General features: G+C 67.3%; 19 protein-coding genes. 9 read left to right on the top strand and 10 right to left on the bottom strand.

Annotated elements, in window-relative coordinates; all coding sequences use genetic code 11:
• Positions 1-272: 272 nt before the first annotated feature.
• A complete protein-coding gene (locus tag N5C88_RS09335; protein WP_280015224.1) occupies positions 273-2,018 on the top strand; it encodes a FapA family protein in 1,746 nt (581 codons plus the stop codon).
• Positions 2,019-2,036: 18 nt separating this feature from the next.
• Here N5C88_RS09335 and N5C88_RS09340 read toward each other — a convergent pair whose 3' ends face one another.
• The 6 genes from N5C88_RS09340 to N5C88_RS09365 are packed head-to-tail and all read right to left on the bottom strand — an operon-like array spanning position 2,037 to position 7,796.
• Entirely contained in the window at positions 2,037-2,843 is an 807-nt protein-coding gene (locus N5C88_RS09340; RefSeq protein ID WP_280015225.1) for an SDR family oxidoreductase, read from the bottom strand.
• A 13-nt stretch (positions 2,844-2,856) separates the two neighbouring features.
• Entirely contained in the window at positions 2,857-3,468 is a 612-nt protein-coding gene (locus tag N5C88_RS09345; protein WP_059377573.1) for a cysteine hydrolase, read from the bottom strand.
• Positions 3,465-3,998 carry an aromatic-ring-hydroxylating dioxygenase subunit beta gene (locus N5C88_RS09350; RefSeq protein WP_059377571.1) on the bottom strand — a complete coding sequence of 178 codons (534 nt, stop codon included), beginning with the start codon at positions 3,996-3,998 and terminating at the stop codon, positions 3,465-3,467. Before N5C88_RS09350 ends, N5C88_RS09345 begins: the two co-directional genes overlap by 4 nt.
• Positions 3,989-5,335, bottom strand: a complete 1,347-nt coding sequence (locus N5C88_RS09355) for an aromatic ring-hydroxylating dioxygenase subunit alpha (RefSeq protein WP_059377569.1) — start codon at positions 5,333-5,335, stop codon at positions 3,989-3,991. Before N5C88_RS09355 ends, N5C88_RS09350 begins: the two co-directional genes overlap by 10 nt.
• Before the next feature lie 9 nt (positions 5,336-5,344).
• Complete coding sequence (locus N5C88_RS09360) at positions 5,345-6,589, bottom strand: dienelactone hydrolase family protein (protein ID WP_059377568.1); 1,245 nt, start codon at positions 6,587-6,589, stop codon at positions 5,345-5,347.
• A 28-nt stretch (positions 6,590-6,617) separates the two neighbouring features.
• Entirely contained in the window at positions 6,618-7,796 is a 1,179-nt protein-coding gene (locus tag N5C88_RS09365) for an ABC transporter substrate-binding protein (RefSeq protein WP_059377565.1), read from the bottom strand.
• A 280-nt stretch (positions 7,797-8,076) separates the two neighbouring features.
• Between N5C88_RS09365 and N5C88_RS09370 the strand changes: the two genes are divergently transcribed.
• Positions 8,077-9,063, top strand: coding sequence for an AraC family transcriptional regulator (locus N5C88_RS09370; protein WP_059377562.1), 987 nt, complete (start codon positions 8,077-8,079; stop codon positions 9,061-9,063).
• Between the two features lie 15 nt (positions 9,064-9,078).
• Here N5C88_RS09370 and N5C88_RS09375 read toward each other — a convergent pair whose 3' ends face one another.
• On the bottom strand, positions 9,079-12,690 hold the full coding sequence (locus N5C88_RS09375) for an indolepyruvate ferredoxin oxidoreductase family protein (RefSeq protein WP_280015226.1): 3,612 nt from the start codon (positions 12,688-12,690) through the stop codon (positions 9,079-9,081).
• 168 nt (positions 12,691-12,858) lie between these two features.
• Between N5C88_RS09375 and mutY the strand changes: the two genes are divergently transcribed.
• Complete coding sequence (gene mutY / locus N5C88_RS09380) at positions 12,859-13,929, top strand: A/G-specific adenine glycosylase (protein WP_280015227.1); 1,071 nt, start codon at positions 12,859-12,861, stop codon at positions 13,927-13,929.
• 4 nt (positions 13,930-13,933) lie between these two features.
• On the opposite strand, the gene N5C88_RS09385 is transcribed toward mutY, so the two are convergent.
• On the bottom strand, positions 13,934-14,758 hold the full coding sequence (locus N5C88_RS09385) for a helix-turn-helix transcriptional regulator (RefSeq protein WP_118933633.1): 825 nt from the start codon (positions 14,756-14,758) through the stop codon (positions 13,934-13,936).
• A gap of 115 nt (positions 14,759-14,873) precedes the next feature.
• Between N5C88_RS09385 and N5C88_RS09390 the strand changes: the two genes are divergently transcribed.
• Entirely contained in the window at positions 14,874-15,644 is a 771-nt protein-coding gene (locus N5C88_RS09390) for a class I SAM-dependent methyltransferase (RefSeq protein WP_251878782.1), read from the top strand.
• Positions 15,645-15,737: 93 nt separating this feature from the next.
• On the top strand, positions 15,738-17,213 hold the full coding sequence (gene iaaH / locus N5C88_RS09395; protein ID WP_280015228.1) for an indoleacetamide hydrolase: 1,476 nt from the start codon (positions 15,738-15,740) through the stop codon (positions 17,211-17,213).
• Positions 17,214-17,296: 83 nt separating this feature from the next.
• On the opposite strand, the gene N5C88_RS09400 is transcribed toward iaaH, so the two are convergent.
• Positions 17,297-17,632, bottom strand: coding sequence for a PsiF family protein (locus tag N5C88_RS09400; RefSeq protein ID WP_059377545.1), 336 nt, complete (start codon positions 17,630-17,632; stop codon positions 17,297-17,299).
• A gap of 364 nt (positions 17,633-17,996) precedes the next feature.
• Between N5C88_RS09400 and N5C88_RS09405 the strand changes: the two genes are divergently transcribed.
• Both N5C88_RS09405 and N5C88_RS09410 read left to right on the top strand, forming a co-directional pair.
• Positions 17,997-18,335 (top strand): FxLYD domain-containing protein, encoded by a 339-nt coding sequence (locus N5C88_RS09405; RefSeq protein WP_251879596.1) that lies wholly within the window; start codon positions 17,997-17,999, stop codon positions 18,333-18,335.
• Positions 18,336-18,532: 197 nt separating this feature from the next.
• Complete coding sequence (locus N5C88_RS09410; protein ID WP_054455866.1) at positions 18,533-19,186, top strand: carbonic anhydrase; 654 nt, start codon at positions 18,533-18,535, stop codon at positions 19,184-19,186.
• Positions 19,187-19,206: 20 nt separating this feature from the next.
• On the opposite strand, the gene N5C88_RS09415 is transcribed toward N5C88_RS09410, so the two are convergent.
• A complete protein-coding gene (locus N5C88_RS09415; RefSeq protein ID WP_013391284.1) occupies positions 19,207-19,884 on the bottom strand; it encodes a GntR family transcriptional regulator in 678 nt (225 codons plus the stop codon).
• Positions 19,885-20,089: 205 nt separating this feature from the next.
• Here N5C88_RS09415 and N5C88_RS09420 point away from each other — a divergent pair, with 205 nt between their 5' ends.
• Positions 20,090-20,884, top strand: coding sequence for an SDR family oxidoreductase (locus tag N5C88_RS09420; protein WP_059377540.1), 795 nt, complete (start codon positions 20,090-20,092; stop codon positions 20,882-20,884).
• A gap of 83 nt (positions 20,885-20,967) precedes the next feature.
• The gene (locus tag N5C88_RS09425) at positions 20,968-22,182 is read left to right on the top strand and encodes an ABC transporter substrate-binding protein (protein WP_059377537.1); all 1,215 of its coding nucleotides are present in this window, start codon (positions 20,968-20,970) and stop codon (positions 22,180-22,182) included.
• The last annotated feature ends 14 nt before the right edge of the window (positions 22,183-22,196 follow it).

Raw genomic sequence — 22,196 nt, forward strand, 5'->3', positions numbered from 1 at the left:
GGTGCATGGGTGGGCTCCGGCGGCGTCCGAAGACGTGTAATCGAGCTCCTATGCTGCTGCGGCAACGCCCATTTGTCGCTAGTACCGACGCCCTAGTCCTGGCCGAACGGTCGCCGTCCCAGGAGCAAACAGGGGCAGAACTAGGGCATGCGGTGGAATTTTCCCTGCCTACTTTCCAGTAGCCCATGGCGCTTACGCTAGAATATGACTTAATATTTCCTATAATTACTAAATAATTTCACCTGACAGAAACACCAGGCTGGAGAGGCAAGATGGACGCAGAAAACACGCTCCAGCTGACGCTGGACGCCACGACCAACGTCCTGACGGCGGTCTACACGCCGCCCGCACGTCCCGATGCAGCGGATTCCGCGCTGGCGTCCCCCTCGCCAGCAGAGACGGACGGGGCGGCCGCCCTCGAGGCCGAGGCCAGCGTCGCGGTCGCGGACGACGACGAACCAGGCCCCCAAGCCAATGCCGACCTGCCCAGCTGGGACACGCTGGCGACGGTGGCCGTCGCTCAGGGCTGGGGCGCCGAAGCGCTGGACAGCCAGGCCGTCCTGACCTTCATCGACCTGTGCCGCCACGCCAACGAACCCGTGCGGGCCCCGGTTGGCCAGGTCGTCGACGGTTCGCTGGAACTGGAACTGGACGCCGAGCGCATGTCCGCCCTGCTGACCCTGCTCCCGCCCAAGGGGGGCAAGCCCGTCACGCTGGAAGCCGTGCGCCAGGTGCTGGCCGAGCGCGGCATCGTCCACGGCATCCTCGAACAGGAGCTGATCGACACCGTCACGCAAGGCCGCCGCGAAACCACGCAGATCGCCCGCGGCACGCCGCCCACCCGCGGCACCCCGACGCGCTTCGAAAGCCTGCTGGACCGTCTCAAGCCCCGCGGCCAGGACATCGACGAACTGGCCCAGGTGGACTACCGCGACCTGGGCAGCCTGTTGCTGGTCACGCCCGGCATGCCGCTGATGCGGCGCACGCCGCCCCTGCCCGGCGTCGATGGCAGCACCGTGCTGGGCGAACCGATCCTGCCCGACGAGCTGCCTGACACGCCGTTCGCCAGCGACCTGTCCGGCGCCGTCGTCGACCCGGAAGATCCGCTGCTGCTGCGGGCCACCATCGCCGGCACGCCCACCCTGGTCAGCCACGGCGTGCAGGTCAATCCCCTGGTCGAGGTCGACGCCGTCAACCTGAGTACCGGCAATATCCATTTCGAAGGCTCGCTGCTGGTGCGCGGCGACATCGCCGCCACCATGGAAGTCCACGTGACGGGCGACGTGATGGTCAACGGCACCATGGAAGCCGCGCTGGTCGAGGCCGGCGGCAACGTGACGGTCAAGGGCGGCGTCATCGGCCTGGCCGAAGCCCTGCAAGACGCCACCGCCGCCGCACGCACCGCGCGCGTCGTCTGTGGCGGCGCGCTGCGCGCCAAGTTCATCGAGAACGCGGTCATCAGTGCAGGCAAGGACGTAGACGTGGAGCGCGAAGTCCGCCAGAGCAGCATCGCGGCCGGCGGCAGCGTCAACGTCGGCCCGCCCAACACCCAGCAAAGCGCCATCACCGGCGGCCAGACCCGCGCCATGCAGGCGGTGCGCGCCGGCACCATCGGCTCGCCCTCGGGTATCCCGACGCTGGTGCAGGCCGGCCTGGATCCGCACGCCGACATCAAGCGCTCGGCATTGGCGCGCAAGCGCCAGAAGATGCACGAGGAAAAATCCAAGCTGGAACAACTGCTGATGTTCCTGAAGGCCAATCCTCAGCGCGCCCCGGGCGACGTCGCCGACCGCGCCCGCAACACCCACGTCAAGCTCAGCCAGGACCTGCTGGCGCTGGACGCGGAGGAGGCCCAGCTGGTGCTGGACCTGCAGCCCCTGGCCAGCGCCACCATCCAGGCCGCGCGCCGCTTCTGCGGCGGCGCGACGATTCAGGTGGGCAACAAGGTGCAGGAATTCCTGGAAGATCAGATCGGCGGCAAGGCCGCCGTCGAAGAAGGGCAGATCGTCATCCGCTGACGCCGCCCGCTGGCGCCTTCAGGGCGCCAGCTCCTTGAACCAGGCGCGCGGCGAAATGCCGCGGTCCGGCCCCAGGATGGAAAAGCCGCCGTCCACGGGTATGTCCACCCCCGTCATCCACGAAGCCGCGTCGGAGCAAGCGAAGCACACGGCCGCGGCGATCTCCTCGCCCGAGCCGACCCGCCCCAGCGGATGGAAATGCGCTCCCACCGCGTCCGCCGCCGGACGCGAACCGCCCGACAACTGTTCCACCGACGGCGACCAGGTCCAGGCGGGCGACACCGCCAGCACGCGTACGCCAGCCGGCGCCAGTTCCACCGCGAAGTTCTTGGTGATCTGCAGCAGCGCCGCCTTGGACGCCGGATAAAGCGCGCGCCCTGCCGCGCCGAACTTGCCGCCCGTGCTGCCCATGTTCACCACCACGCCGCCGCGCGGCAGCAGCGGCGCAGCCATTTGCGTGAAGATGGCCGCCGACACCAGATTGGTGTCCAGCGTGCTGTGCCATTCCGCGCGCGACGAGACCAGGCCCCGGTCCGCGTACTGGCAGGCGTTGTTGACCAGGATATCCAACCGCCCGAAGCGCGCCACGGCGGCGTCGATGCAGCGCTGTATCTGGTCGTCCTGCCCGATGTCGGTTTCGCAGTACAGCGCGCGGCCGTCCAGCTCATTTTCGAGCTTGCGGCCGGCCTCGGCATTGCGCCCGACCAGCACCACGTTGACGCCGGCCGCGGCCAGGCCGCGCGCGATGTCCGCGCCCAATCCCTGGGTGCTGCCGGTGACGATGGCGGTCTTGCCGGCCAGCCCGGGAAAGCCTGTGAAGTCCATGATGAATCCTTGATCAATGAGGCGCGGCGGCCCAGCGCACAGCTTCCGCCACCGGCCCGGTTTGCGCAATCAGGCGCATGCTGGCCAGCGACGCGTCATGGACCGCCGGGTCGGCGGACGCGCAGGCGTCCTGCGCCACCATGACTTCGAAACCGATGTCGGCCGCATGGCGCACCGTGCCCTCCACCACCGAATGCGTGGCGACGCCCGCCACCACCAGCCGGCGCGCGCCCAAGAGCCGCAGCGTCTCTTCCAGCGGCGTGCCGTAGAAGGCGCTGATGCGGGTGTGCTTGACCACGAACTCGCGCGCGCTGCCCGCCAGCGGCTGCAGCCCCTCGTAAAAGGCGCTGCCCCACTGCCCCTCCGGCACCGCGCCGATGGCGGCCACGTTGCGGAAGATGGGGCAATTGGCCATCAGGTCGGCGTAGTCCGGCCGGAACGCGATGCGCACGTGCACGATGGGCAGGTCATGCGCCCGCGCGCCCGCCAGCAGGGCCGCCGCATTGTCCAGCAGGCGCTGGCGCGCCCCGCTGTCCGCATCCAGGCCGACACGGATCTTGCCCTCGGGGTGCAGCACGTCGTTCTGGAAGTGCAGCGCCAGCACCGCGGCATCGGTCGTGGTCACACGAACACCTCGAACACGTCGTGCACGTCGTCGCAATTGACCAGATCCACCCGCTTCATGCGGATGCGCCAGCTATCGCCCTCGGCGGCCAGCTTGTGGGTATAGCGGCCCGCCAGCTGACGCGGCTGGCGCTTGCGCCATTCGGTCATCTGGAAGGTGGAATGCACCACCAGGTTGCCGCCCGCGTCCACGCCCTCGATCTCCACCGCGCCCACCAGCCGCGCGCTGCGCGTGGGCGGCTGCTGCGACCAGTTGCGCGGATGCTCCAGCCGGCGGATGCGCACGTCGCGCAGCATGCGGTCTTCCCAGAACAGCGAGATGTGGTCATACGGACTTTGCTGGCCCGGCACGCGCGGCATCCAGTACATGCCGTCGGCGGTCCACAGCGCCTGCCAGTCGTCGTAGCGGCGCTCGTCCAGCAGACGAGCCTCGCGATACAGGAACTGCGCGATGCGGTGGTAGGCGTCGGCCGGCACCTCGGCCGGCGACAGGCCTTCCGTGCTCACGTCGAAATCAAGGTCTAGCAGCATGAGCGGTCTCCGGTGGCGGCGGCTTCCGTGGCAGCGGGGCCGGCTTCCATATAGGTCTTCCAGGCGTCGAACTGGTTGCGCATGGGCAGTTCGCTGGTGCCGTTGACCGACACCAGGCCTTCGCTATCGCTGCGGTCGCTGCCGTGGTAGCGGTGCATGCTGACCCATTCGCCGCCGCGTGTGGCATTGCCTTCCTGGCAGCGGTTGTAGAGTTCGATGTCGTCCGGCATGACGTTGGACGAAGGCGAGTTGATGACGTTGGCGTACAGCATGGCGCGCTTGAACACCCCGTCCGGCGCGCCCTTGCAGCGGAAGGTCTGGATCTCGATCATGGTGCGGTCCACGGCGATGGGGCGGATCACGCGGAACTGCTGGAACACCGTGTGGGGCGAGCCGCTGCCGTAGATCACCGTGTTGTGGCGGTTCATGCCCAGGATCTCGCGCGCGCGCGTCTCGCCGTAGGCGGCGGTCAGGGTTTCGAAATGCGCGCGCGACACCGGGTCGCGTTCGGCCGCGCCCGGATTGAAGATGCCTTCCATGTAGCCGTGGCCGTTGGGATAGGCGCGCAGCTCCAGCTTTTCCCAGAATTCGTAGGGTTCGCCGTTGCCGTCCATGATGTGCAGCTCCAGCGGCATCTCGCCCATTTCCTTGGCCTCGTCGCGGGCCGCGGCATATGACGATTCATGCGTGACGCGGGCATGCATGGTGTCGTGCAGATTCTCGTAGAACACCTTCCAGTTCGAACGCTGCATGACGCGGAAGATGCCGCCGGCCACTTCCACCTCGCCCACCGGCGAACGGTCGCAGAGGTTGTCGATCGACGAGCGCACGCCGCCCAGGAAGTCTTCCAGCGCCGGGCCGTCCTTGGCCTGGCTGGCGAACACGAAGCCGCGATAGCTTTCCACGCGCGCCACCCGGCGCATCGAGAAGGACGGATCGGCGGGATCGTAGGCCGTACCCTCCAGCCCCTGCTTCAACGGCACGCCCAGATGGCTGCCGTCCAGCTTGAAGGTCCAGGCGTGGTAAGGGCAGCGGAAGAACTTGCCGACACAGCCCTCGCCGTCGGCCACCACCTTGGCGCCCTTGTGCGGGCAGCGGTTGTACAGCACGTGCACGCGGCCGTCGGTGGCGCGCACCATCAACACGTCCTGGTCGCCCAGGCGCGTGGTGTGGTAATCGCCCGTCTTGGGCACCTGGCTTTCATGCCCCACGTAGATCCAGGCGCGGCCATAGATCCGCTGCATCTCCAGGTCGAAGATGGCGGGGTCGGTGTAGACGCCGCGGTGCACGCTGTCGCCGCGCACCATCGCGGCCAATTGCTCTTCGGTGTATGACATGTCCGGCTCCTACTTGTTCTCGCTTTCTTTCCAGCGCGCCATCAACGTGTTCGACGGCAGGGTCTCGTCCAGCAGCTTGGCGGCGGTCTCGCGGCCGGCCACGGGCAGGCCCTTGGGGTCCAGCAGGCCCACCTGCACCAGCACGCTGGCCTGGTCCCAATAGATGTGCTCGTGATAAAGCTTGTCGCCGCGGAACTTGACGATGGCGATCAGCGGAATCTCCACATACTTGCCAGTGGGCTTCACGCCCGGCAACAGCCAGTCGATCTCGGTGGTGTGCGTGAAGCAGAACAGCAGCTCGTCCACGATCTGCGTGGCGCCCACCGTGCGCGACAGCGGCACCAGGCGCGTGTCCGGCGGATTGCTGTTGACGAAGTGGTGCTGGTAGAAGCGGCTCAGTTCCTTGTGGCCCACGCCGCCGGTCATGGTGGGGATGTGGTTCACGTAGGGTTCGGCCACCATGGTGGCCATCGTGGCCGCCACGTCGCGCGTGCCGAATTCGTACTCGCAATGCTTGTCCCAAAGGTAGGAATAGTCGAATTCGGGCCCGATGGCGCGCTGCAAGGCCGCCATGCTGCGCTGGTGTGCCATCAGCGCCGACGGCTTGTCGTAATGGTCGCCGCCCGTGCGTGCGAACGCATGGTCCATGCCCGGATAGACGTAGATCTGCACCCCGGGCTTGTTGCCCAGCGCCTCCAGGATGCGCTGGCGCGCCTCGGGCGGACAGAAGCCGTCCTGCTCGGCGATGTGCAGCACCAGGCGGCCGCGCAGTTGCGACGCTTCGTCCAGGCTGTTCTCGATACCCACGCCGTAGTAGCCGATGGCCACATCCACGTCGGTGCGGCAGGCGGCCAGGTAGGCCAATTTTCCGCCCAGGCAATAGCCCAGCACGCCAACTCCGCCCTGCTGCTCGGACAGCCCGCGCAGCGCGGCGATGGTGGAAGCGATGTCCTTCAGGCCCAGCTCCACGTCGAATTTCTGGTAGAGCTCGAAGGCGCGCGGCATGTCGGCCGGGCCGTCGGTCAGCTGGATGCCCGGCTGCTGACGCCAGAACAGGTCCGGCACCAGCACCACATAACCTTCCTCGGCCAGCAGCTGCGCCGCGCGGCGCATGAAGTCGTTCACGCCGAAGATCTCCTGGCACAGCACCAGGCCCGGGCCGTGCCCGGACGCCGGCACGGCCAGATAGGCGCCGAAGGACTTGCCGTCATGCGAGGCCACCGTCACTTCGCGCGTCGTGATGTTCTGGGTCATACGTATCTCCTTGTTGCGGATGTCCGCCCTACTTCATCTGGCAGGCTGCGGCGAAAGGGTCCTGGTACTGGGTCAGCACCGTGCCCGACAGCTTATTGGACAACTTGCCCCCCGCCCCCGCCTCGACGATGCGCAGGTAATAGTTCTGCACCGGATACTGGTTGCGGTTGAATTTGAAATCGCCGCGCACCGACTTGAAATCCGCGCGCCTCAGCGCCGGACGCAGCGCATCCGCCTCCAGCTTGCCGCCGGTCTGGCGCACCGCGCTATCCAGCAGCATGGCCGCGTCATAGCCCTGCGAGGCATACAGCGTGGGGCTGCGGTTGTAGGTCTTCCGGAAATCCTCGACGAACTTGCGGTTGGCCGGGTTGTCCAGGTCCGATGCCCACTGCGAGGTATTGCGCATGCCCTCGATGGGCGCGCCCACCGCCGCGATGGTGTCCTCGTCGCCCGAAAAGCCCGGCGCCAGCAGCGCGATCTCCTTGGACAGGCCGGCGCCGTTGAACTGCTTGATGAAGTTCACGCCCATGCCGCCGGGCAGGAAGAAGAACACCGCGTCCGGCTTGCTGGCGCGCAGGCGCGTGATCTCCACGCCATAGTCCAGCTGCCCGAGCTGGGTGTAGATCTCTTCGGACAGGCCGCCCTTGTACAGGCGCTTGAAGCCGTTGAGCGATTCGCGCCCGCCCGGATAGTCCGGCGCGATCAGCGCCACGCTCTTGTAGCCCTGGTCGGTGGCGTATTTGCCCATCGCGGCCGGGATGTCCTCGTTCTGCCAAGCCACCGCGAAGAAATTCGGATTACAGCCCGCGCCCGCATAGTTCTCGGGGCCCGTATTGGTGCTGAGGTAGATGGTCCCCGATTGCAGGATGGCCGGCATCACCGGCAGCAGCACGTTCGAGAACACAATGCCCGTCATGACGTTCACGCGGTCGCGCTTCAACAGCCGCTCCACCGCCTGGCGGCCGGTGTCCGCCTTCTGCTGGTCGTCCGCCACCACCACTTCGGCCGGCAGTCCGCCCAGCTTGCCGCCGGTATGCTGCAGCGCCAGATTGAAGCCATCGCGGATCTCGTTGCCCAGCGCCGCGCCCGGCCCCGACAACGTGGTCAGCAAGCCGACCTTGACCTTGTCCGCCGCCACGGCGCTCGCCGCCGCCGTCATGCACACCAGCGCAGCCAGCGCGCGCCGGCTCCATAGCTTTTGATTCATGAGCCACCCCGTTTTTCCCGCCCGGCCTGGCCGGCGGAAAGTTGACAGAACCCGTCTGCCGTCGGTTAACGCATGCTGCCGAACAACGCCGCCAGCTTACGCGCCGCGGCGGCGCCCTCCAACCAACACGCGAAGGGCCTGCCGGCTAGATTAGGCTGCCCCAGAGAGCCGCTCTATCCGGATTCCGTCAGCCTTATCCGGGAATCACTTAATTCCAAGTCCTTGACGTTTAAAGTACCCTCGCCAATGACACGGGAGCGTTCCCGTCCCGGAGGCATCCATGCACGGCTGGTCCCGACTCACGCTTGCGCCCCTGTTCAAGCGGCGCGTCTTCAGCTCTACCCAGCAGGACGAGACGCGCACCCTCGTCTCCGAAGCCCTGAAAGAGCACCGTCTCACCTGGAAAGGCGGCCGCGTCGATGCCGAGCTGAACCGGGGCCGCTTCGGTTCGCTGACGGTCTGTACGTTGCGCTACGGCGCCGAAGTCCACATCGAACCCGACCGCCTGCAGGACTTCATGCTGGTCCAGGTCCCCCTGAGCGGCCGCGCCTGTATCGAATGCGGCAACGACCGCGTCGACGCCGACCCCGATTGCGCCGCCGTCATCGCCCCCAACCGCCCGCTGAAACTGCATTGGGAAGCCGGCTGCGAACAGCTGCTGCTCAAGATCCCTCGCGGCAAGCTCGAAGCCATCGGGCTGCGCGCCTTCGGCGAGGCCGCCACCCGGCCGCTGGACTTCAGCCCCGCCCTGCGCCTGGACAACCCGGTCGGCGCCGTCTGGCGCAGCATGGTCGAAAGCCTGATCCACCTGCTGCCCACCCTGGATGACGGCGCTCCCCGCCCGCCCGCGGCCTGGCTGGAGCACCTGGAAGACACGCTGGTGCTGCACCTGCTCTACAACCAGCCCAACAGCTGGCAGGCGCATGCCGGCATCGCCCCCGCCGTCCCGCGCCGCCTGAGCGCGGCGGAATCCTATATGCGCGACCACCTCGCCGTCCCGCTGACCCTGGCTGACATTGCCCGCCATGCCGGCGCCAGCGCCAGCGCGCTGACGCGCCTGTTCCAGGAACACCGCAACACCACGCCCATGAACGCGCTGCGGGCGCTGCGGCTGGACGAAGCCAGAAACCGGTTGCGCACGCAGGCAGGCGCCAGCGTCACGGAAGTGGCGCTGGGCGTGGGGTTCGGACATCTGGGGCGGTTCTCGGAGTATTACCGGGAACGTTTCGGGGAACTGCCGCGCGAGACGCGGCGGGTGATGGAGTGACGGGGATGGAATGACTCAGGCCACCCGCGCTCCTCCAATGGAAACCACCGTCGCACTGAAGTCCTTCAGCAACGCCTCCCTGCGCGCAGCCACGCTCTCCATCGCGGCCTCCTTCACGTGGCCATACCCCCGGATGTCCTCGGGCAAACTCGCCAGCGCCACTGCACGGTCCAGGTTCCCGCGATTCAGCTTCGACAGGATCGCCGTGATCGTCTCCCGGTACTCGCGGATCAGTTCGCGTTCGGCGCGGCGCTCGGCCGTGTAGCCAAACGGGTCCAGTCTCGTGCCGCGCAATCTGCGCATCCGCGCCAGCACCCGGAACACGCGCAACATCCCCGGGCCATAGCTGCGCTTGATCAGGTGGCCGTCCTTGTCGCGCCGCGCGAACAGCGGCGGCGCCAGGTGGAAACGCAGCTTCCAGTCGCCTTCGAACTGCGCTTGCACCCGCTTGAGGAACTCGCCGTCCGAATACAGCCGCGCGACTTCGTATTCGTCCTTGTAGGCCATCAGCTTGAAGTAGTAGCGCGCCACCGCCAGCGCCAGCCGGTTGGTGCCCGTGGCCTCGCGCTCGGCGCGCGCCACCTTGTCCACCAGTTCGGTGTATTGCAGGGCGTAAGCCTGGTTCTGGTAGTCGGTCAGGAACGCCTTGCGCACCGCCACCACCCGTTCCAGCTCGCCCGTCGGCTTCTTCAGTTCCAACACAGGCTTGTCGGCGCGCGGACGCTTGAGCTCGATGATGCCCTCCGGCCGCGACGGCGCGCCGCCGTTGGCGATCAGGCGCTTCACGTCCGCCAGGTCATGCGCGGCGCGGCGGCCCCAGGCGAAGGCGGCGAGGTTGTTCGGCACCTGCTGGCCGTTCAGTTCGATGGCGCGCAAGAGCGCCTGCTGCGACAGCGGGATCCAGCCCTTCTGGTAGGCGTAGCCCATCATCAGCGGATTGGAGTAGATCGCATCGCCCAGCAGGCCCAGGGCCAATGCGGCGGCATCGACAGTGGCCAGGTGCTCCTTGCCGCAGGCGGACGCCAGGTCGGCGGTCAGGTTGGCGCCCGGCAGCGTCCAGTCCGGATTGCTGACGAAGGACGCGGTCGGCGCGGTGTCGCTGTTGAGCAGCACGCGGGTGCGGTCGGGATTCACCCGCGCCATGGATTCGGCGCTGGTGGCCACCACCAGGTCGCCTGCCAGCAGCAGGTCGGCCTCGCCCATGGCGACCCGCGTATTCAGCAGGCGGTCCGGCGTCTGCGCCAGCACCACGTGCGAGTACACCGCGCCGCCCTTCTGCGCCAGGCCCGCCATGTCCAGCACCGAACAGCCCTTGCCTTCCAGGTGCGCGGCCATGCCCAGCAGCTGGCCTATGGTGACCACGCCGGTGCCGCCCACGCCGGCGATGAAGACGCCGTAGGGCTGATGCAGTTCGCGCGCTGCCGGCTGCGGCACGTCGTCATCGATGGCGCCGTCCTGCGCCAGCGCGCCCGGCTTCTTGAGCTTGCCGCCTTCCACCGTCACGAAGCTGGGGCAAAAGCCCTTCAGACAGGAGAAATCCTTGTTGCAGCTGGACTGGTTGATCGTGCGCTTGCGGCCGAACTCGGTGTCCAGGGGTTCCACCGACAGGCAGTGCGATTTCTGTGAACAATCGCCGCAACCTTCGCACACGCGTTCGTTGATGAGCACGCGGCGGGCCGGGTCCGGGTAGGCATTGCGCTTGCGGCGGCGCCGCTTCTCGGTGGCGCAGGTCTGGTCATAGATCAGCACCGATACCGCGGGATGCTCGCGCAATTCGCGCATGACCGCGTCGAGCTCGTCGCGGTGCCGTACCGGCACGCCGGGCGCCAACCCCTCGACATGCTTGTACTTGTCGGGATCGTCGGTGACGACGATGATTTTCTCGATGCCCTCGGCCGCCACCTGGCTGCTGATCATGGGCACGCTCAAGGGTCCGTCCACCGGTTGCCCGCCCGTCATCGCCACCGCGTCGTTGAACAGGATCTTGTAGGTGATGGGCACCTTGGCCGCCACCGCCGCGCGTATGGCCAGCAAGCCCGAATGGAAGTAGGTGCCGTCGCCCAGGTTGGCGAACACGTGTTTTTCCTCGGTGAACGGGGCCTGGCCCACCCAGGGCACGCCCTCGCCGCCCATCTGCGTAAAGACATCGGTGCTGCGGTCCATCCAGCGGACCATGTAGTGGCAGCCTATGCCTGCCATCCCGCGCGAGCCTTCCGGCAGGCGGGTCGAGGTGTTGTGCGGACAGCCCGAACAGAACCAGGGCTTGCGCTCTTCGACCACGCGCGGGCGCGCCAGCGCCTGTTCGCGGCCGCTGATGAAAGCCAGGCGCGCCTCGATGCCGGCGCGCACGTCCTCGGGCAGTTCGAAACGCAACAAGCGCGCGGCGATGGCGCGCGCAACCATGGCGGGCGAGAACTCATAATGCGCCGGCAGCAGCCAGTTGCCTTGCGGCACCGACCATTCGCCGCCGTCCTTGTCGTCGAACTTGCCGACCACGCGCGGAATCTTCTTGCCGCTGCCGATCCAGCTGAACAGTTCTTCCTTCAGCTGGTACTCCAGCACCTGGCGCTTTTCCTCGACCACCAGGATCTCGTCCAGGCCTTCGGCGAAATGCTGCATGCCGGTGGACTCCAGCGGCCAGACCATGCCGACCTTGAACAGCCGCAGGCCGATGCGCTGGCATACGGTCTCGGACAGCCCCAGGTCGGACAGCGCCTGGCGCGTGTCCAGATATGCCTTGCCCGAGGTCATGATGCCGAAGCGCGCATCGCGCTGCGGCACATGCCAGAGTTCGCGGTTGAGCTTGTTGGCGCGGGCATAGGCCAGCGCGGCATAGAGCTTGTAGTCCAGCAGGCGGGCCTCCTGCTGCAGCGGCGTGTCGGGCAGCCTGATGTTCAGGCCGTCGGCCGGCAGCAGGAAGTCCTGCGGCAGCAGTATCTCCACGCGATGGGGATCCACGTCCACGGAAGCCGAGACTTCGACGATATCGGTGATGCACTTCATGCCCACCCAGACGCCCGCGTAGCGGCTCATCGCCCAGCCATGCAGGCCGTAGTCCAGCACTTCCTGCACGCTGGACGGAAACAGCGCAGGGATCATGCAGGCCTTGAGGATGTGGTCGCTCTGGTGCGGCAGGGTCGAGGACTTGGCGGGGTGGTCGTCGCCCGCCACCACCAGCACGCCGCCATGGCGCGAGGTGCCGGCGGCGTTGGCGTGCTTGAAGACGTCGCCGCAGCGGTCCACGCCGGGCCCCTTGCCGTACCACATGCCGAACACGCCGTCGTACTTGGCGCCCGGGAACAGGTTGACCTGCTGCGAGCCCCACACCGCGGTGGCGGCCAGGTCTTCGTTGATGCCGGGCTGGAACTCGACGTGATGGGCCTTCAGGTACTTGGCCGCCTTCCACATGTTCTGGTCCACGCCGCCCAGCGGAGAACCGCGATAACCAGACACGAAGCCCGCCGTATTCAGGCCGGCGCGCGCATCACGCACGCGTTGCATCATGGGCAGGCGGACCAGGGCATGGATGCCGCTCATCCAGGCGCGCCCGGATTCCAGGGTGTACTTGTCGTCCAGCTGGACGGATTCAAGCGCGGCACGCAAGGCAGGCGAAGCAGGAGCGTTCATGTCGACTCCAAGGGATCCAGGAACCCCGGCCGGCGACGCGCGACACCCTCTTGAAGCGCACGCGGGCGAGCAAGGGACGTGAATTGCGGGCGCTGGCGCGCTTCTGTTTCCATTGTTTGTAACCGCTAGCCCCACCCCGGGCAATAGGGCGATGCGATAATTGCCTCCATGGACTTCGCCCCTCGTATCGTCGACTGGCAGCGCCGTCACGGCCGCCACGATCTCCCCTGGCAAAACACCCGGGATCCCTACCGCATCTGGCTTTCCGAGATCATGCTGCAGCAGACGCAGGTGGCGACGGTCATCCCCTATTACGAACGCTTCCTGCAGCGCTTTCCGGACGTGGCCGCGCTGGCGGCGGCCGCGCAGGAAGACGTAATGCCCTACTGGGCCGGACTGGGCTACTACGCCCGCGCCCGTAACCTGCACCGCTGTGCGCAAGAAATCGCGCGCGACTGGGGCGGACGTTTCCCGCCCACGGCGCAAGCCATCGCCACGCTGCCGGGTATCGGCCGCTCCACCGCCGCCGCCATCGCCGCGTTCGCCTACGGCGAGCGCTCGCCCATCCTGGACGGCAACGTCAAGCGCGTGTTCACGCGGCACTTCGGCATCGCCGGGGACCCGACCAAGCGTGAAATCGAACAGAAGCTGTGGGCGCTGGCAGATGCGCAGGTCGAAGCCGCGCCCGGCCTGGACATGGCCGCCTACACGCAGGGACTGATGGACCTGGGCGCCACGCTATGCACCCGCGGCAAGCCTGCCTGCGAGGCCTGCCCCGTGGCGGACAGCTGCGTGGCCAAACGCGAAGGCCGCCAGGCCGAACTGCCCACGCCCAAGGCGCGCAAGGCGATCCCCGAACGCGAGACCTGTATGCTGGTCCTGCGGCATCAAGGCGCCTTCCTGCTGCAGCAGCGGCCCGAGCCCGGCATCTGGGGCGGACTGTGGAGCCTGCCCGAATTCGACGTGTCGCAAGACCCCGACAGCGCTTCCCGCGCGCTGGGCCTGGAGCCCGAACAGCGCTTCGAGCTGGCGGCCTTCGCCCACACCTTCACGCACTACCGCCTGCACATCCGGCCCTGGCTGGTGCCGGTGCGCGCGACAGGGCTGCGCGAGTCCGCAAGGCCGGAACGCTGGGTGCCGGCGGACGAACTGCCGTCGATGGCGCTGCCGGCGCCGGTGAAGAAACTGCTGCAGGGGCTGGTCGACGCCGGGATGCAGGACAGCCTGTTCAAGGGCTGATCTTTCAGGGCTGCGCGCCCCCGCCCAACAACATCACCAGCTTCAGGTCCGGATGCGTCGCCAGCCGGAACGTGATCTGCTGGTAGGCCAGCTTGCCGCGGCCCGGATGCTGGAATTCGCGCAGGCCGCCTTCACGCTCGACCACCGCATGGCGCGTCCACCAGTGGGCGAACACCGGGCTTTGCCGGTTCAGGTTGTCCAGGAGCGCCAGCACGGCCGGCTCGTCCAGGTGCGCGCCGGCGTCGGCGCGGAATTCCGCCACCACGCGGCGGGCGCGCTGGTCCCAATCCACCACCAGTTCGCGCGCGGCGGGGTCCAGGAAGATGTAGCGCAGCAGATTCGGTTCGGCATCGCGCGCCGGCCAGTTGTCGAACAGGTCGCGCAGGGGCTCGTTGTAGGCCAGCACGTTCCAGGCCCGGTCCAGCACGTAGGCCGGGGCGTTGATCGCGTTCACGCATTCCTGCAAGGGACCTGGCGCGCCGGCGTCGTCGCGGCCGTGCTGCGGATCGGCGCAGTCGGCCAGGTCGAACAGATAGGCGCGTTCGGCGCGGGCCAGTTGCAGCACGCCCGCGATGCGCGACCAGACCGAAGGCGATACCGACACTTCCCGCCCCTGCTCGATCCAGGTGTACCAGGTGACGCTGATGCCGCAAAGCTGGGCCACTTCCTCGCGCCGCAATCCGGGGGTGCGGCGACGCATGCCTTCGGGCAGGCCGGCCATCTGGGGCGTGATGCGGGAGCGGGCGCTGCGCACGAATTCGCCCAGCGCCTGGCGGCGCAGGGGGGAGCCTTCGTGGCCGGCGGCGCCGGCCTGGGGGGAAGTAGTCATACCAGGATGAGCAATGGACTTGTACGTGTATGGACAGCCGCCTATCTTAGCGCCTGGGCCGCCGCTTCCACCTGCTTTCCACCCCCGTACCGGCCCCAGCCACCCAAGGATTCCCATGACCGCCAGTACCCATGACGCCGCCGTCGACCGCCAATTCAGCCCGCGCGCGACCGCCTATCTGACCAGCGCCGTACACGCCCAGGGCGAAGACCTGCTGCAGATGGCCGACATCGCCGCGCAGCATCCCGAAGCCCGGCTGCTGGACCTGGGCTGTGGCGGCGGCCACGTGAGCTTTCACGTGGCGCCGCAAGTCAAACACGTCACCGCCTACGACCTGTCGCAGCAGATGCTGGACGTGGTCGCCGGCGAGGCCGCCAAGCGCGGGCTGGCCAATCTGGCCACCCGCCAGGGCAAGGCGGAGTACCTGCCCTTCGGCGACGGCGAGTTCGACCTGGTGATGTCGCGCTATTCCACCCACCACTGGCAGGACGCCGGGCGCGGCCTGCGCGAAGCCTTCCGGGTGCTGAAGCCGGGCGGCATCGCCGTGTTCGCCGATGTGGTGTCGCCGGGCGAACCGCTGCTGGATACCTGGCTGCAGACCATCGAAGTGCTGCGAGACACCTCGCACGTGCGCGACTACTCGGTCGCCGAGTGGACCCGCATGCTGACCGAGGCCGGCTTCACCCTGCAGGGCCTGACGCCGCGCCGCCTGCCGCTGGAGTTCCAGTCCTGGGTCGTGCGCATGCGCACGCCGGACACGCTGGTGGCGGCCCTGCGCCATATGTTCGGCATCGCGCCGGACGTGGTGCGCGCGCACTTCGACGTGCAGGACGACGCTTCCTTCACCAGCGACACGGCGACCATCGTGGTGAGGAAGCCGGGCTGATTCCTGGCGCGGCGGCGGGACCTGCTCGACAGCGCCCGCTTCCCCCTGTATAGGTACGGGTTCGACAGAATCCCGCACAGGTAAGGAAGCGTCATGTCCGATACGTCCAAACAGCCATTGCCCGCCGCGTCCCCTGCGGACCTGACCGTCACCGAGGCCGCGGCCCTTATCCGGCAGGGCCGCCTCACCAGCGTTGCGCTGACCCAGGCCTGCCTGGACCGCATCGAGGCGCGCGCCGATCTCAACGCCTTCATCACCGTGGACCGCGCAGGCGCGCTGGCCCAGGCCCGCGCCCGGGATGCCGCCCGCGGCCAGGCGGACCAGGCCGCGCAGCCGCTGGCCGGCGTGCCCATCGCCATCAAGGACAACATCCACGTTGCCGGCCTGCCCAACACGGCCGGCACGCCGGCCTTGAAGCATTTCCGTCCGACCGAGGACGCGCCGGTGGTGCGCCGCCTGCGCGAGGCGGGCGCCGTCATCGTGGGCAAGACCAATATGCACGAACTGGCCTTTGGCGTGTCGGGCTACAACACCGCCTTTCCCGGCGCGCACGGCGAGGGCACCCGCAACGCCTATGACGCGCGCCTGATCGCCGGCGGCTCCTCCTCGGGCAGCGGCGCGGCGGTGGGTGCACGCCTGACGCCGGCCGCGCTGGGCACGGACACGGGCGCCTCGGTGCGCCTGCCTGCGGCGGTGAACGGCGCGGTGGGCTTTCGCCCGTCGGTGGGCCGCTACGACGGCGCCGGCATCACGCCGATCTCGCACACCCGCGACACGCCTGGACCCATCGCCAACAGCATGGACGACATCGTGCTGCTGGACGCGGTGCTGACGGACGACCGCCAGCCCTTGTCCGCCCTGCCGCCTGCCGGCATCCGCCTGGGCCTGTGCGACTACTTCTGGAAGGACCTGGACCCGCAGGTGCAGGCCGTCATGGATGCCGCGCTGGCCAAGCTGCGCGCGGCCGGCGTGCAACTGGTCGAACTGGACATGCCGGGCCTGGAAGCCAGCAACGCCGCAGTCGGCATGCCGGTCTGCCTGTACGAGCAGAAGGGCGACCTGACGGACTATCTCAGCCGCTACGGCACCGGCCTCAGCTTCGAACAGGTGGTGGCGCAGATCTCCAGCCCGGACGTCAAAGGAATTTTCGACGGCCTGATCGTGCCTGGCGTGCTGCCCCTGCCCACGGGCGAGGCGCTGCCGCTGCAGCCGCTTTATGAACGTGCCATGGCGACGCACCGCGACGAGCTCATCGGCGTGTACCGCCGCGCATTCCAGGACCATGCGCTGGACGGCCTGCTGTTTCCCACGGTGCCGATCCCGCCGCTTGCCGCCACGCCCGAAGCCAGCAGCTTCGAGAGCTTCGGCCGCCTGGCGCGCAATGTCGATCCGGGCAGCAACGCCGGCCTGCCGGGACTGAGCGTGCCCGCCGGCCTGTCAGCGGACGGACTGCCGGTGGGATTGGAAGTCGACGGGCTGCCAGGCGAGGACCGCAAGGTGCTGGCGGTCGGGCTGGCGCTGGAAAGCGTGCTGGGGCGCTTGCAGGGGCCGGGACGTTCCGGCGGCTGAGAGGCGCCTCATGCCAAAAAAAATCGCCAGCCCGTTTCAGGGGCTGGCGATTTTTCTTCGCGACTTGCCGTGTTGCGTCGGCGCTAGCCTTTCAGGCAGGTGCTCATGAAGGTCTTGCGCTTGTCGCCGGTCAGTTGCTGCGAGGTGGCCTTGGCGTTGCAGTCCTTCATCTTCTGCTGCTGCGGCGTGAGTTCCTTGGCGGGCGCGGCGGTTTCGCCCTTCAGGCAGCTGCTCATGTAGGCTTTGCGGTCATCGCCCTTCTTGCCTTCGGCGGACTTGTTGCAGTCGGCCATGCGCTGCTGCTGCGGCGTAGGCGTCTTGGCGGTGGCGGGAGCTGCGGGCGTCTGGGCAAGGGCTGCGCCGGCGAAACAAGCGGTCAACAGAAAGGCCGAGGCCAACTGGCTGGTACGGGAAAGCATGGATTCCTCCCTTGGCGCCCGCGCGCCTGGACTCAGTCGCAAAGGCGGGCCGCACGATCCGCCGGCCCAATCGCCGGCCCGGTCATGATCGAACAAACCCGAACCCTGCGCAAGAGTGCGGAAAGTCAAGAATCGCCAAGGCCTTACACGCCCCTGAAACCGCTGCAGGCTTCCCCCGTGGACATGCCCCCCACGCAGGCGAATTTGCGACCAATCCAAGCACCCTGTTACCCATTCATCCCTTTGCCCCGTTGTGTACATGGCGGGAAAGGTGTGAGATAAGCATGCCCCCAAGGTAGAGGAGGCATTGACCGCCCTGCGGACCCGAACGGCATCCGACTCCGCGGCTGCACAGGAGACCATGATGAAACTTGCCCTTGCCTGGTTCGCGCTGCTTGCCGGCCTGTCCGGCGCCGCCGGCGCGCAGAGCCTGGTCTACGGCGTCACGCTGGGCAACGTCCAGGCCGTGCGCGACGTCAACCAGAACGTGTCGGCCATCACCGGGCTGCTGTCCAACCAGTCGACGCGGCACATCAACAGCGCCATGCTGACCTTCGTGCTGTACGACGCGCAGGACCGCGAGATCGGCCGCGTGCGCGACGACGTCATCGGCCCGCTGGCGCCCGGCCAGATCAAGCAGATCCGGGCCGTCACGCCGCTGCAATTCACCCGCGTCACCGCGCTGGACGTCGACGCCCGCTAGGCGCCGGCTAGGCGCCCGTTACGGCCCGCCAGCCAAAAAAAACCCTGATTACTTCAGGGTCTAGACAGCGTGGCGCAAGGTCAAATATGGGAAAATTCGGTTTGTCGACTCAATAAAAGGGGCTTCCACACGAAGCCCCTTGTTGCGTGCGCCGACACGCCAGCACGCCTGGCTCCAGCTACGAGGAAGAAAAGATCATGTTTCCAAAAAGACTTACCGAAGGCTATCAATCTTTCCTGGGGGGCCGTTTCCCTTCGGAAAGCAGCCGATACCAGAAGCTGGCCGAATCGGGACAAAACCCGGAAATCCTGATCATCGGGTGCTGCGACTCCCGCGTGTCGCCCGAAGTCATCTTCGATGCCGGCCCCGGCGAGATGTTCGTCGTGCGCAACGTGGCGAACCTGGTCCCGCCCTGTGACCCTGACTCGGAATCCTCGTACCACGGCACCAGCGCCGCGATCGAATTCGCGGTCAACGGCCTGAACGTCAAGCACATCGTGGTGCTGGGCCATGCCTCCTGCGGCGGCATCCGCTCCTTCTTCGACGACGCCAAGCCGCTGACCAAGGGCGATTTCATCGGCAAGTGGATGTCGCAGATCGAGCCCGTAGCCGAACGCCTGGGCCCCGGCACCGGCGACCGCCAGGCCAACCTGAAGCGTCTGGAACTGGCCGTGGTCGAGCACAGCCTGAACAACCTGATGACCTTCCCGTCGATCCGCCGCCGCGTGGAAAAGGGCGAACTGGAGCTGCACGGCACCTACTTCGGCGTGGCCACCGGCCTGCTGTACCTGCGCGACCCCGCCACCGGCGAATTCAATCCCTGCCTCGAGGCGCCTGCGGCCGCGGCCTGAGGTTGGAGCGCGGGCGTGCCTTACACCCGGTACGCCTGCGCCAGCCTTTCGTAGTTGTTCTTCAGGATGATGCCCGCGTAGTACACGTGTTCGCGCATCAGATCCTCGGCCCGCGCACCGTCGCGGGCGATGATCGCATTGACGATGCGGTGATGGTCGTCATGCGACCGCAGGATGATGCCGTGGTCTTCCCACAGGATGATCCGGTCCGAGGCGTAGGGAATCGCCTGCGCCTGCGTCGCGAAGCGCCGCACCCAGGGGTTGCCCGCCGCTTCCAGGATGCCGTTGTGCAAGGTGATGTTCACCTGCTGGTACGGCAGATGGTCCTCGGCCAGCAACACGCCCTTGCCCAGTATCCGGTCGCCTTCGTCCAGGCAATTCTTCAGCACCGCCACGGCATCGTTCGATAGCCCGCGCAAGGCCGCCTGGCGGCAGGCCAGCCCTTCCAGCGCCGCCCGCACCTCATAGGCCGCCACGATTTCGCCGATGTCATAAGCGCGCACCGTGTAGCCGCGCTTGGGCAGATGCTCCAGCAAACCTTCATTGCCCAGCGTCGCCAGCGCCGCGCGCACCGGCGTGCGCGACACCCCCAGTTTTTCCGCCAGCGGGATTTCTTCCAGGCGGGCGCCGGGGCTGAACTTGCCGTGCAGCACCCAGTCCCGCAGCGTGTCGGTAACGTGTTGAGATAGCGTGTCCATAGCCGCATTGTATACATGAAGAATACATAGGGGCGCCAGGCACCGCATGGGTTTTCGGAGAATCTCCGTAAAACACGATGTATATCAAGCAACACCTCGGGTAATCACCTATACCTGACACCCACCCATGTATACATAATCGCAAAAAATTCAAACCAGCGGCTCGGTCGCGCCCCAGGCGGACAGCACGCCACCAGGAGACAAAATGTCCAATGTATCCACGCCGGCCGGCACGGGCCCGGCTCCCCGTCTTGCGCTCGTCACGGGCGGCGGCGGCGGCATAGGCGCCCGCATCTGCCAGGAACTGGCCAGCGCCGGCTTGCGCGTCGTGGTCTCGGACGTGGACGCCGGGCGCGCCCGCCGCGTGGCCGACGAACTGGGCGCGCCGCACGCGTCGCACGCCTTCGACGTCAGCGACGAGTCCTCGGTCGAGAACGCGTTCGAACAGATCGAAGCGCAGCATGGCCCCATCGCCGTGCTCGTCAGCGCCGCCGGCCTGCTGCTGTTCCAGGAAAACGGCGAACGTCCGCTCATCAAGGACACCTCGCTGGACATCTGGGAACGCAGCTTCGCCGTGAACGCCCGCGGCGTGTTCCTGTGCGGCCGCGCCTACCTGCGCCGGCGCGAGGCCGCGCCGCTGGCGCATGGCCGCATCGTCACGTTCACCTCGGTTGCGGCGCAATTGGGCGGCTACCGCTCCAGCGCCTCATACATCGCGGCCAAGTCCGCGGTGCTGGGCCTGACCAAGGCCATGGCGCGCGAATCCGCTCATCTGGGCGTCACGGTCAACGGCATCGCGCCGGGCCTCATCGACACCGACATGCTGCGCAGCACCGTCACCAGCAGCGGCGCGCTCGCTGCCGCCGCACAAGCCATTCCGCTGGGCCGCATCGGCACCGTGGACGACGTGGCCGCCGCCGTGCGCTTCCTGGCGTCGGAGGAAGCCGGCTACATCACCGGCAGCGTCATCGACGTCAACGGCGGCTACCGCATGCAGTAAGGCATTCCGGCGGCCAGGCCGGCAACGCAGCAAAGCGCCCCACCCAAACAAAGGCGCGCATCAAAAAAGAACGGGAGACAAAGATGAAGAAAAGCAGTCGCTACGCAGCCGCCGCCGCGCTATGCGCATGGGCGCTGAGCACGGGCGCGCAGGCCCAGCAGGAGCCGGGCATCACCGACAAGACCATCAAGATCGGTCTGTTCGCGCCCCTGTCCGGCAGCGGCATGGCCTACGGCTTTGACGTGCTGAACGCCGCCAAGATGTGGTACGCCAAGGTCAACAAGGAAGGCGGCGTGCACGGCCGCCAGATCGAACTGGTGATCGAGGACGACCGCTGCAACGCCAACGACCTGGTCGCCGCGGTGAAGAAGCTGAACGAGCAGGACAAGGTGTTCCTGCTGAACGGCGGTTCCTGCTCGGCCGCGGTGGTGGCCTCGCGCGAATACGTGGAGCGCGAGAAGGTGCCGCTGGTCATGCTCAACGCCTCGGGCGACGGCGCGCTGTATCCGCCGTCCAAGTACATCTATGGCGCCTTCTCCATTTCCCAGCATGCCGTGGGCGGCTCGATGGTGCAGTTCGCGGCCGAGCACCTGAAGGCCAAGAAGATCGGCTACATCAACCATGACGACGCCTACGGCGGCTGGAACCTGGAAGCCGCGCAGGCCCAGGTCAAGCAGCTGGGCGACCCATCGCTGCAAGTCCAGTCGGTGAACCCGAACATCACCGACGTGACCGCGCCCATGCTGAAGATCCGCGCCGCCAACGCCGACGTGCTGCTGCTGACGACCTACGCCCGCCCCGCCGCGCTCATCATCAAGAAGGCGCAGGAACTGGGCTGGAACAAGCCCATCGTCCTGGCGGTGAACGGCACCGCCGACCTGAAGCAGCTGGTCGAGAACGTGGGCAACAAGGACGCCTTCAAGAACGTCTACATCCAGGAAGTGCTGTCCGACGTGCCGGGCGGCGCCAAGCTGACCTGGGTGTATGACATGTACAAGCAGGCCTACCCCGACCTGGCCGCCAAGCCGGGCCACCCGCAGACCTACATGCCTTACGGCCTGCCGCCCGCGATGGCGGTGGTCAACGCGCTCAAGGCCGCCGGCCCCCAGCCCACCCGCGAGAAGGTGCTGCAGGCGCTGGAAACCATGAAGTTCGACTCCGGCGTCATGGCCGGTCCGATCGAATTCGGCCCGAACGACCGCGCGGCGCAGGAATCCGCCATCTACATCAAGTTCGACGGCACCAACATGTCGCTCGTGCCTGGCGCCTTCAAGAGCGTCTGGCAGTACCAGAAGTAAACCAGCGGCCCGCC

The organism is Achromobacter sp. GD03932, from assembly GCF_029839485.1.
GTDB lineage: Bacteria > Pseudomonadota > Gammaproteobacteria > Burkholderiales > Burkholderiaceae_B > Achromobacter > Achromobacter bronchisepticus_A.